This window comes from Bacillota bacterium (assembly GCA_012837285.1).
Taxonomy (GTDB): Bacteria; Bacillota; DTU030; order DUMP01; family DUMP01; genus DUNI01.
Window position 1 is genome coordinate 1 of the sequence record DURJ01000142.1, and the last position, 11,241, is coordinate 11,241.

The 11,241-nt window shown below is 45.8% G+C and carries 8 protein-coding genes; all 8 read left to right on the top strand.

Annotation, left to right across the window (positions count from 1 at the left end):
* Positions 1-352: 352 nt before the first annotated feature.
* Positions 353-1,807 (top strand): sodium:solute symporter family protein, encoded by a 1,455-nt coding sequence (locus GX016_08285; protein ID HHT71557.1) that lies wholly within the window; start codon positions 353-355, stop codon positions 1,805-1,807.
* Positions 1,804-2,517 carry a maleate cis-trans isomerase gene (locus GX016_08290; GenBank protein HHT71558.1) on the top strand — a complete coding sequence of 238 codons (714 nt, stop codon included), beginning with the start codon at positions 1,804-1,806 and terminating at the stop codon, positions 2,515-2,517. The genes GX016_08285 and GX016_08290 overlap by 4 nt, the downstream gene beginning before the upstream one ends.
* A 189-nt stretch (positions 2,518-2,706) precedes the next feature.
* Positions 2,707-3,663 (top strand): DUF4392 domain-containing protein, encoded by a 957-nt coding sequence (locus GX016_08295; protein ID HHT71559.1) that lies wholly within the window; start codon positions 2,707-2,709, stop codon positions 3,661-3,663.
* Positions 3,664-3,797: 134 nt separating this feature from the next.
* Positions 3,798-4,460, top strand: coding sequence for a flavodoxin family protein (locus GX016_08300; protein ID HHT71560.1), 663 nt, complete (start codon positions 3,798-3,800; stop codon positions 4,458-4,460).
* Between the two features lie 99 nt (positions 4,461-4,559).
* Positions 4,560-5,741, top strand: coding sequence for an aminopeptidase P family protein (locus GX016_08305; protein ID HHT71561.1), 1,182 nt, complete (start codon positions 4,560-4,562; stop codon positions 5,739-5,741).
* 236 nt (positions 5,742-5,977) lie between these two features.
* Entirely contained in the window at positions 5,978-7,906 is a 1,929-nt protein-coding gene (locus tag GX016_08310; protein HHT71562.1) for an aldehyde ferredoxin oxidoreductase family protein, read from the top strand.
* Between the two features lie 601 nt (positions 7,907-8,507).
* Entirely contained in the window at positions 8,508-9,782 is a 1,275-nt protein-coding gene (locus tag GX016_08315; GenBank protein HHT71563.1) for a pyridoxal-phosphate dependent enzyme, read from the top strand.
* 12 nt (positions 9,783-9,794) lie between these two features.
* Complete coding sequence (locus GX016_08320) at positions 9,795-10,979, top strand: aminopeptidase P family protein (protein ID HHT71564.1); 1,185 nt, start codon at positions 9,795-9,797, stop codon at positions 10,977-10,979.
* Positions 10,980-11,241 lie beyond the last annotated feature (262 nt).

Below are 11,241 nucleotides of genomic sequence, written 5' to 3' on the forward strand. Positions count from 1 at the left end.
CTCATATACTTAACATGAATAACCCTTCTTACAGGATGGACAAAGGTTAACCCGGCTTCAAGAAATCAAGGACCCTGTAGCTCACTTATTGGTGATCACAGTGGCTCAGAAATTCATGATCGGGTGGCTCAAATATTCATTGACATTCGCACGCTTTACTTAGGAGATGTGAAGACCCTCTAAACATAAATAAAAAAACTTTTGAAAGCAGGAATTTTGTTTGGCAGTGCAGAATTAGTCATTGATTAAGAATGTAAGACAACATACGTCCGACAACTAAGGAGGGTGGGATGCCTATGAAGAGGTTTACTTCAACCTAAGAGATTAAATGGTGAAGAGAGGAGAATCACAAATGTTGTTTCGCTGGAGTTTTTTTATTGGGTACCTTGTAATTGTATATCTTATTGGTTATTGGTCTTATAAACAAACGAAAGGCTTATCGGAATTCTACGTTGCCGGAAAAGATCTTGGAATCGTTCCATTGGTTGGAACTTTTACAGCAAGTTTTGTTAGTGCATCCAGTATACTTGGATATGTTGCATTTTCTTATGGTAATGGTTGGTCTTTAATTACCATATATGGTATTGGCTGTGCGTGTGGTTGGACACTGTTAGGATTTGTTAGTGATCGATTAAGAAACTTTGAAGCAGGTGTTACTTCACCAGATATTTATGCCGTACGTTATTACAATCCTAAAATGCGTCTTTGGACAGCTATAGTCTTTATTGTATGGCAATCACTTTTCTTAATGCAGCAGTTCATGGGTGTAGGATACACAATTGAACAGTTCCTTGGTATTCCATACAAAGTTGGATTAGTTATAATAGGTATTACCATGGTGATATATGTTACCTCGGGAGGTATGCGCTCAGTAGTGTGGACTGACGTTGTACAGGCCGTGGTGATGTTAACTGGCGTGCTTATTGCAGCAATAGCCGTTATTAAACTTGGCGGAGGATTATCGGCAATTAATTCTTCCGCCATGGAAATAGTAACAGAGGCTCGCCCAAGAGGGTTTATGCTCGACGCATTAGGCGGTGGTCAGTTTACAGTTTCTCATATCTTAATAGAATCGTTTGCTCTAGCTGCAGTTGTTTGTTGCGTTCCTTTCTATCACAGGATGTTTTTCTCTGCACGGGATGGCAAATTAGCACGTGGCACAATTGGTCTAGCTACACCAATTCTTATATTGTTCTATATCTGCTTAGCAATTCTTGGAGTGGCCGCGCGAGTGATGATGCCAGAACTAGAAGCAGTAGACCGCGCTTTTCCTTCTTTGGTCGATAAAGTATTACCTCCTTTCCTTGGAACCTTGGTTCTTACATGCATTGTGGCAGGCATAATGTCAACTCTTGATAGCTTACTTTTAGCTGTTGGTTCGATGGTCTCACATGATATTTATGCCGGATTTATCAATAAAAAAGCAACGGAAGAACAAGAAATGAAAGTGACACGTTGGGCGCTAGTCATTGTTGGTCTGGGAGGAATGTTCTTATCCTTCAATCCACCAGCCACCATAATGGAAATGTATCACATTATGATTAATGTGGTATCATCCACGCTGTTCCCACCGTTAATCTTGGGCTTGTTCTGGAAGAGAGCCACATATGAAGGAGCTATGATAGGTTCGATTACCGGCTTTGTTAGCTCGTGGTTATGGATGTCAGTTGGCTCCAAAGCATTGCCACCAGCTGGGGTTGGTATTCCCTTAGCTATTGTAGTCACTATTCTGGTTAGCTACCTGACTCCCGAACCACCCCAAACCGCACTAGCTCCGTTTTTCCCGTCAAGGAGTGACAAAAATTGAATGGATGGAGATTGAAGCTAGGTGTAGCAGTACCATCTGCTAACGCGGTTATGGAACCTGAATTTAATAAAATGGCACCACTAGGTGTTAGTGTTCATTTTGCACGGATGTGGTTAACAGCAGATACCGAAGAACAAATCAATGGTTTAATTAACTACACCAAGGAAGCAGCAGAGCTTCTTTCGCACGCAGGAGTGGATTTGGTTGCTTTTGGGTGTACTACAGGTAGTCTCATTCAGGGTATGGGCTACGATGCAAGAATAATAAACATCATCGAGAAGGCAACAGGAATTCCAGCTACAACTACCTCTACCGCTGTTATTTCTGCGCTTCAAAAATTAGGAGTGAAAAAACTGACAGTGGTCGCTCCTTATCCAGACTGGTTAATGCAGAAAGTAAAGGTTTTCTTGGACAACAATGGTTTTTCGGTTGTGAGCCTTAAGGGGTTGGGTTGCGTCGAGGGTCCAGAAATTATGAGCACTCCAGTAGAGGCCGTGTATAAACTGGTCAAAGAAACCGTAGTAGGAGAGACAGATGGAATCTTCATTAGTTGTACCGGATTCCGTTCCATCGAGGTATTGGAATGTATTGAGGATGACTTAGGGTTACCGACGATCAGTAGTAATCAGGCCACTTTTTGGGACATGCTGAGAAAAGGCGGACTGAAGGCTAAGATTCCTGGTTATGGAGCCCTATTACGGGAGTATTAGGTGTATTAGTTATCAGCAGGCAAGAATAAGAGAGGAGTGTTGATCATGCTGACGTCAATTATTATTTTTGTGTTAATTTCTCTAATACCGACTGTACATTACCTTATATATAAAACAGACTAAAATCCCAACCCAAACTTAGGGGACTTAGAAGCAATACAGCAAGAATTGGGTATTGGAGGGTTACCAATGAAAATAGCTTGTGAAAGCATTGATAGATTAGTAACGACAGAAGTACGTTTACCTTATCTGGAAAGAGGTATCATTCCTGCTCTGTATGACGCAGCTCGAAAAGACGGGGATCCCATTGTTTACCAAATTGCAGCCGCCATCAAGGACTGCATCGATTCCACCGAGGGCAGGTTCGGCTTAGTCACAGGGTTCTGGGACCCTGAATGGATGCCTGACGGGGAAAACGATGGCCCCATTGGTACAGTAGTACTGGGCAAAGCACTAACATTATTAGGAGCACAGGTCCTTTACTGTGTCGAAAAAGAAGTTGTTCCGGTAATGGAAAAGATGTGCGAAGAGTTGAATACACCTGGGGATTTCCATGTATTGTCGCGAGAGAGTGCGGAAGAAAACGCCCGCCTAGCTGATCAACTAGACGCAGTTGTCTTTATTGAAAAATGTGGCCCATCTAAAGAAGGTATTCACCATTTGGCCACTGGGCCGGCTAGAGACGGTAAAGATGCGCCCCTTACGCTGTTTTTGGAGAAAATGACCGATGGCAAGAAACTAAGCGTTGGGACCGGAGATGTAGGTAACGAAATTGGGTTTGGCAAAATATATGAAGAAGCCCGGGAAATAGTGCCTGTCGGGAGAATGTGCAAATGCCCGGCACAAGAAGGGATCATAACAGCTTTGGCCACGGAGTATCTGTTGCCAGCGACCACATCCAATCTAGGAGCCTATGGCATGGTGGCAGCCCTTGAAATAGTAACCGGCAATTTAGATCTTCTTCATACTCCGGAAGAAGAAATTAAGCTGATAGAAATTTGCGCCGAAATGAACTGTATCGACGGTGGCTTCGGTGAGGCGATCAACTACGTGGACGGTATCCCGGCTGACGCCGTAGCTGCCCAGGTGGAGCTGCTTCGGGCCATCGTGCGGTCCTTTTTCACGAAAGAAAAGCGCCCGTTCTAAAGCCCCGTTAGAATTGATAGAAGGCAATCATTGCTGATGGTGTTTCCAGGTGGGGATCTTAGGTGAGCAGTACCTAAGTCCCCACCGGTGACACTAAATGTGTACCGGGAGACTTACTTCTTGAGGTGATTCATTTGCGGCTACGAATTGTGGGTATCTCATCTAGCCCCAGAAGGGCTAACACCGAAATATTGGTAAAGACTGCCCTTGAAGCTGCTAAAATTAACGCGGAAGTGGAAACAGTCTACGTGTCTTTGGCCAATAAAAAAATATCGGGGTGCATCAACTGCGGTGCCTGCCTGTCTAAAGGAAAGTGTATTATAGACGACGATTGGGCCGAAACCTTCGATGCTTTGATCAACCCGATACCTAACGGCGTAATTTTGGGAGCACCGGTCTATTTCTTTAACTTAAACTCCCAGGCACGTGCTTTCATGGAAAGAGCAACATCGTTAATTAAAGGCTGGTTTTACAAAGAAGCAGTAAGCCAACCGCCCGATTGGTCCCGGACTGTAGCCGGAGCAATAGCTGTCGGCGCTGATCGGCATGGCGGTCAAGAGCATGTGATTTCATCCATCTTGCATTGGTTTTTGATTAACAATTTCGTTTGCGTAGGTGGCTCCCACGTTGGATATATTGGGGCTCCTGCCTGGTTAAGCGGGAACAGGGGACGAGATGGTGTTACCAAGGATACTGATATTGGCATGGAAGCGGCCCGGATAGTTGGTGAAAGAGTAGCGACCACGGCATTGTTACTGGCTGCCGGTCAAGAAGCTTCCAAAGTTGATAGCATGTAAGATCAGTTGTTAAATTTATATTTTTACTGGGGCTACAGAGCTAAATTCACTTTACTACCCTGTTACCAAAATGAGAACATTGTTTTTGGAGGATGAAGAATGCAACAGTTTGTTGATTATAAAAAAGAACGGATAGAGACAGCACTAACGAAACATCGCCTGAGGGCCTTAATCGCATCGCTACCGGCAAACATTGATTATCTGTCTGGATATGAAAGTATTGGGCTTCAGGTATTAAACCGAAACCGGATCTTCTCGGTATATTCCGCTGAAAAGGATGCGGCAGTACTGGTGATACCCACTGCCGAAATTCCCACAGCGATAGAGCGTTTTCCGGATACCGAAATGCAGGCTTTCGGTGAATTCTTTTTCGCTTTTCCTTCCACCGGAGGAGAAAAGATCTCAGAGGTTATTAATAACCGGGGCAAGGGAAACCTTGAGGCTCTGATTAAGACTTTGTCTGATTTGGGAATCGAAAGTGGCCGGGTGGGGCTGGACGAAGGCCGCATCACACCCCAAATGTGGCACGAGCTCACCAAGGCTTTCCCTGGGATTCAATGGGTACCAGCGGCCGATATTTTTTATGAAATACGGATGATTAAACACAAACATGAAATCACCCTGTTGGAAGAGTCGGCGAAAATAGCTGAGGAATCGATGTATGCCGTTTTACCAGAGATAGAAACCGGTACTACCGAATTTGAAATAGGCCAGCGTTTTATGGAAGAGGTTGCAGCCAGGGGTGCTAAGCCATATTTTAACGTTGTCACTGTGGATGAGCGCAGTGCTTTTTCCGATACCATAAATACCGCCAAACAAGTACAAGAAGGCTCCATTATTCGCCTAGATTTTGGCTGTATTTATAAAGGATATTGTTCTGACTTGGCCCGAACAGCGGTATTTGGCAAGTGTGACGCCAAGGTCTCGGATTATTACCAGGCCATTTTAGCTGGGGAAGAGCGAGCAGTGGAAAAGATTCGCCCCGGTATAAGCACCGAGGAGATTTACTACACGGCACTAAACGAAACCCGGAAGGCGGGAATACCCCACTATAACCGCCATCACTGTGGCCATGGTATTGGGCTGGAGATATATGACTGGCCATCAGTTGGACCCGGTGAAAAGAGCCCCTTAGAGGCTGGCATGGTACTATGCATCGAGACACCTTATTACGAGTTGGGCTGGGGCGGGCTACAAGTAGAAGATACTGTTTTGGTAACAGAGGAAGGAGTGCGCTTTTTAAGCAAGTCCAGTCGAGAATTGGTCAGGCTCGGTGTCTAGGCTCTTTGGACAGCCAAGACAGGGAAGCAATTGGAGGACCGGTGGCAGCGTCTACTTGGTGTAGCTGATAGCGATAGGTCGGGATGAAAAGAAAGTGAAATCCCCTTTAATTAAACAATTTCACTACAACCAGAGATTTACCGGGGTCGCAGACATTAAAGATAATATCCAGACCCAAATATTCAATTATCTAAGCCTTACGGGATTCCACGTGTAGAGAAAGGGGACGCCATATCGTGATCAACGCTTTGGCGGGCAGTATAGGATGGATAGATCTATCAACAGAAAGTATCTGGACGGAAAACGCCTTGAATTATAGGGGATTTATTGGAGGCAGAGGAGTAGGGAGTTGGTTGGTTTTTCGTGAGGTACCCCTTGGTACGGATCCACTTGGTCCCCAAAATATAATTACGTTCAACACTGGGCCACTTACGGGCACATTGGCCCCGACCTGCGGCAGACTAAACGTAAGCACTAAAAATGTGCTAACCGGCGGAATCTCATTTTCCAACGCTGGCGGTCATTTTGCACCGGAACTAAAATGCGCCGGGTTTGATCATCTTATTATAAAAGGAAAAGCAACTAGGCCGATATACATTTTTGTTCACGATGGCAAAATAGAGATAAGAGATGCGGGCCGTATTTGGGGTTTAGATGCGTGGGAAGCAGAGGACGCAATAAAAAGAGAGCTAGGCGATCCCCAAATAAGTGTGGCAGCTATTGGTCAGGCAGGTGAGAATTTAGTCAAGGGTGCATGTATTATGGTAGATATGGGGCGTGCTGCCGCTTGGGGAGGGTCCGGCGCTGTTATGGGATCTAAAAGGGTGAAAGCAGTGGCTGTCCGTGGTACCAATGGGATTGATGTTCATTCCCCCACCGAATTTCTTGATATGGTTCGCGCCATGTGGAACAAGATGGATAACTCCTCTAGTGTAAGGATGCTGCGTCGGTATGGCACATTAGGTTCCAGCGGGGTTGGGGGGATAGACGGGTCAAGCCCTATGTCGTCTAAGAACATGGAAGATGGTGTGTGGCCTGCAGAGAAAATGCTTAAGGTTCGGGAAATACTGCTTAAGGAAAAGTTCGAGACTCGAAGGCTTGCCGATTTTGCTTGCCCTGCATACTGCAGCCATTTTTACCATGTGAAAGATGGGCCCTTCTCCGATTTTAAGCTGGAGGGGCTGGAAGTCAACCTGCATCGCGCATTTGGTAGCAATGTTGACGTCGATAGTCCAATTCATATACTTAAGGCAACTGAATTAGCTGATCGCTATGGGATTAATTGTGACGAAGCATCAGCAACCATAGCGTGGGCCATCGAGTGTTTTGAAAAAGGTCTAATCGATAAAAATGTTACCGGGGGGATGAAACTCCGCTGGGGAGACGGCGATGCCGTTGTCAAACTGCTGCAGATGATCGCTTTTCGCCAAGGATTTGGAAATGTTTTAGCTGAGGGTGTTTTTAGGGCGGCAGAACAGATACAACGTGGGACAGAAGCCTATGCTGTACACTGCAAGAAAGCTGGCATGAGTGAACAAGGAGTAAGATCCCATAAGGGTTGGGCTTTAGGAATAGTCACCAGTACCAGGGGTGGAGGGCATCTTGCCGGGGCACCGAATACGGAACAACAACGGATATCCAAGGAACTTTCTCAGGAGCGTTTTGGCATTAGCACAGCAGGGATGCCGTTTGAGTATGAAGGAAAAGGAAAACTTGTACACTGGTTTGAAAAGTTTAATACCATTGTTGATATGGCTGGGCTGTGTACGTTTACCAGTATTTGGACTGATCCTTGCTTGATGACGGCTGACGATTATGCGAACATGATTAGGTTGGCAACTGGTTGGCCAGTGGACGGAGAAGAGTTAATGTATGTTGGAGATAAAGTCTATAACATAGAGAAGGCGTTTAACACCCTGCACGCAGGTTTCAAACGTGAAAATGATTTGCCACCCAATAAGTGGGTTGAAATACCAGTTAGTGCTGGAGAGTTTGCTGGTCAGAAGCTGAATCTTGATAAGTGGGACAAAATGCTGGACGAATATTATGAATCGCATGACTGGGATCGCCAAACAAGTTGGCAAAAGCGCAGCTGTCTGGAGAAGCTAGGTCTGCAACAGGTTGCAGAGGCGTTAGCAGAGGAGGGACGCTTGATTGAGGACTGACAGTTGCATTTATTCCTATGCTATCGGTGTCGATACAGCAGCTTGTACCGGCTGTCAAGCATGTGCGCTTGCATGCTCCTATTACAATTGGAAATCTTTTAGTCTGTCGAAGGCAGCCATCCAAATAATACGGAATAATGCTGATGGTAACATCGCTGTAAACATTGATGAAACGAAATGTAATATGTGTGAGACAGAAACTGTTCCATATTGCATACAATTTTGCGCGCCAGGTGCCTTGTCAATTACTAGATGCAGGAATAGAACCCGTTAGCCACTTAGAAGTAGGAGTTGCGACGCAGTGTACCCTTTGTTAAAGAGTAAGCACCCTATGATTCAATACTGTTCGGATAGTTGGATATCCATTGCACCTGACGTACAAAGGCCCCTGGAAGCCGACATGCTAACTACCGCTTACCTCAAATTGCAGTAACCAGGGTATCGGCTTAAAATAAGAGGTCAGACAACATAGGACTGACAACCCAACAAAAGGGGATAGAATACCAAAATCAATTACCCTTAATAAATTCTTAATATCAGGTCCACGTTAATGTTGGTTTTGGTGGGGCCGTTGTAGAGGTAGAAAGGACAGGATTACTGCATGGCAAGTATTAATGCTATTGGATTAAAGTGCATCAATTGTGGGGAAAAGTACCCTATTTCACCTATGTTCGAAGGCTGTCCACGCTGCCAGGATAGTCAGTTTTCCTCAAGTGTTTCTGTTTGTTACGATTATGAGCACGTTGGCAAAGACCTTACACGTGAGAAGTTTTCTTCCTGGCAGGGAGTAGGATTATGGAGATTCGCACCACTGCTGCCGGTTAGCCCCGAGAATCAAGTTAGTCTCCATGAAGGGGGAACCCCCTTAATCAAATGCGAGCGGCCGTCAGAAGACCTGGGATTAAGGGTTCATATAAAAGACGAATCGCGCAATCCCACCTGGTCGTACAAAGATCGGTTAGCATGTGTAGCAACTTCTAAAGCACTGGAATTTGGAGCCAAAGTCACAACCATAGCTTCCACCGGTAACCACGGTGCTGCCACGGCGGCTTATGCCGCAAAGGCTAATCTTGATTGTGTGGTCTTTACCGTTCCTACTACCCCATTAGCAATGAAAAGCCTTATGCAGAGCTATGGAGCGAAGGTTGTGGCCACTACATGGAAGGGTCGGTTTGAGTTTATATCCCATTGTGTGAGGAATCTGGATTGGTATCCATTGGGCACTTATGGCACGCCCCTACCTACCGGTAACCCATATGGAGTAGAAGGGTATAAGACCATTGCCTACGAGATTTGTCTACAGTTGAACTGGGATGTTCCCGACGTGGTGTTATGCCCGGTGGCTAACGGGGAAGGATTTTTCGGAATTTGGAAGGGATTTCATGAAGCGAAGATGCTAGGGCTAATTGACAGACTCCCAAAGATGGTTGCGGTGGAGCTTGTGGGAGGGCCACTAGCCAATGCAATAAGAAAGAATCTAAGATTCCCGGAACCGATCGGTGCAAAAGAGTCAGTAGCCTTTTCCATTAACGGAACTATCAGCAGTTTCGCTGCTTTAAAAGCGATAAGGGATTCGGGGGGAACCGCGGTCGAGGTTAGCGACGATGACATTATGACTGCACAGGAGATTTTAGGACAAGAAGGTTTATATGCCGAGCCAGCCTCAGCTTCATCCGCTGCCGGCTTGTATCAAATGGCACAGACAGGGCAACTGGCGGGAATATCGTCTGCTGTTTGCATTGTTACTTCTTCGGGGCTTAAGGATCCCGGAAGCATTAGCGACAAAAAGGGTGATATCCCAGTTATAGAACCGGGCCTAAAGCAGCTCGCCACTGTCTTGAAAGAATGTTATCATTTTGACCCAAAAATAATTTAGGGGGCGGGTTGAGTGTTACTTAATAGAGCCAGGGCAATTGACGTAATGAGAGAGTATCAGGTGGACGCTATTGTTGCCTCTTATGCTGCCAATGTTAACTATATGTCGGGTTACCGAAGCTTAAGTCAAAACTTGATCAGAGACACTCAGGTTTATGCTGTAATTACCGCCGACGAAGAAATGAAGCCGGTTGTGGTGGCACCAATCGGGGATTTGGATTGCATGGCGGATAAGGGCCCTAACGTGCCTGTAGAAGCATATGGCACATTTCCCATATATAGGGATTCCACCGGCGAACAGCGGCCGGAGTTCGGCCGTTTGTGGGCCATGCATAACCTGGAAAAAAGCGCGACTCCGCTGGATGCTCTGGCTCGCGCCTTAGAAAAATTAGGGATGGACAATTCCAGAATTGCCGTTGATACCATTGGGATGACGCCTTCTGTGAAGGAAGAACTGGCTGTTAAAATCGACAAGGCTCAGATTATTGAAGGGTATGGGCTTCTCAAGAAAATAAGAATGGTAAAAACCCCTGAAGAAATATCCCGGCTAAGGGAGTCAGCTCGTATCACCGAACGAGCCATAGATGCTACTTTAAGGGCAGCCCAAGAAGGGATGAGCGAGCTGGAAATGCAAGCTATCTTCAACAGGTCAATTGTATCAGAGGGAGCCATGCCGCTATTGACTTGCATTGGGATAGGGAGCCGCAGCTCTATGATTAACACAATACCTTCGGAACACAAGTTAAGAAAAGGTGACCTGATCAGATTTGACGTGGGATGTGTATTTGAATCTTACTGTTCCGATATTGCACGAATAGCTAGCTTCGGGACACCGTCAACGAAGGCCAAAGAATACTACCAAGCTGTATTAGAAGGGGAGCAGGCTGCTATCAGCATTATTAAACCAGGCACCACTGCTGCAGATGTGTTTGACCGGGCAGTTGAGGTAACGCGGGCAGCTGGAATACCCCATTACGATAGACATCATTGTGGACATGGGATCGGGATTGAGTGTTACGATCTGCCTTCGATAGCAGCTCAAGATACAACCGTGCTCAAAGAAGGAATGGTGGTCAATGTAGAAACTCCCTATTACGAACTTGGTTTTGCCGGACTGCAAGTTGAAGACACCGTTGTGGTGACCAAAGATGGCGTTGAGTATTTAAGCACTTATGACCGCTCCTTGCAGGTTATATAGGTTATATTTTAGGGCACTAGATGGGTATGCCACCTTAATTTAGTGAAGACCTATATAGTTTCAGCAAGGTTTTCAGAACCTACATGGATTAAGCCGCTAACATGGGAGCTGTCCAAGAGATTCCTTTTTATGCAACCTAAGGGCGCGTAAAAGGGAGATAACTTGGATCAACTCATAAAAACTTATCAAAGTGAGGGGGGTAGGGGAAGCAGAGGGATACGCTTAGGATTCAGAGATCTATTAAATAAGGAGTTGAGCAGAA

What these genes read in the sequence shown, in the direction of transcription:
- GX016_08285 (HHT71557.1), top strand. Translation starts at nt 353, where the DNA reads ATGTTGTTTCGCTGGAGTTTTTTTATTGGGTACCTTGTAATTGTATAT.
- GX016_08305 (HHT71561.1), top strand. Translation starts at nt 4,560, where the DNA reads ATGCAACAGTTTGTTGATTATAAAAAAGAACGGATAGAGACAGCACTA.
- GX016_08295 (HHT71559.1), top strand. Translation starts at nt 2,707, where the DNA reads ATGAAAATAGCTTGTGAAAGCATTGATAGATTAGTAACGACAGAAGTA.
- GX016_08315 (HHT71563.1), top strand. Translation starts at nt 8,508, where the DNA reads ATGGCAAGTATTAATGCTATTGGATTAAAGTGCATCAATTGTGGGGAA.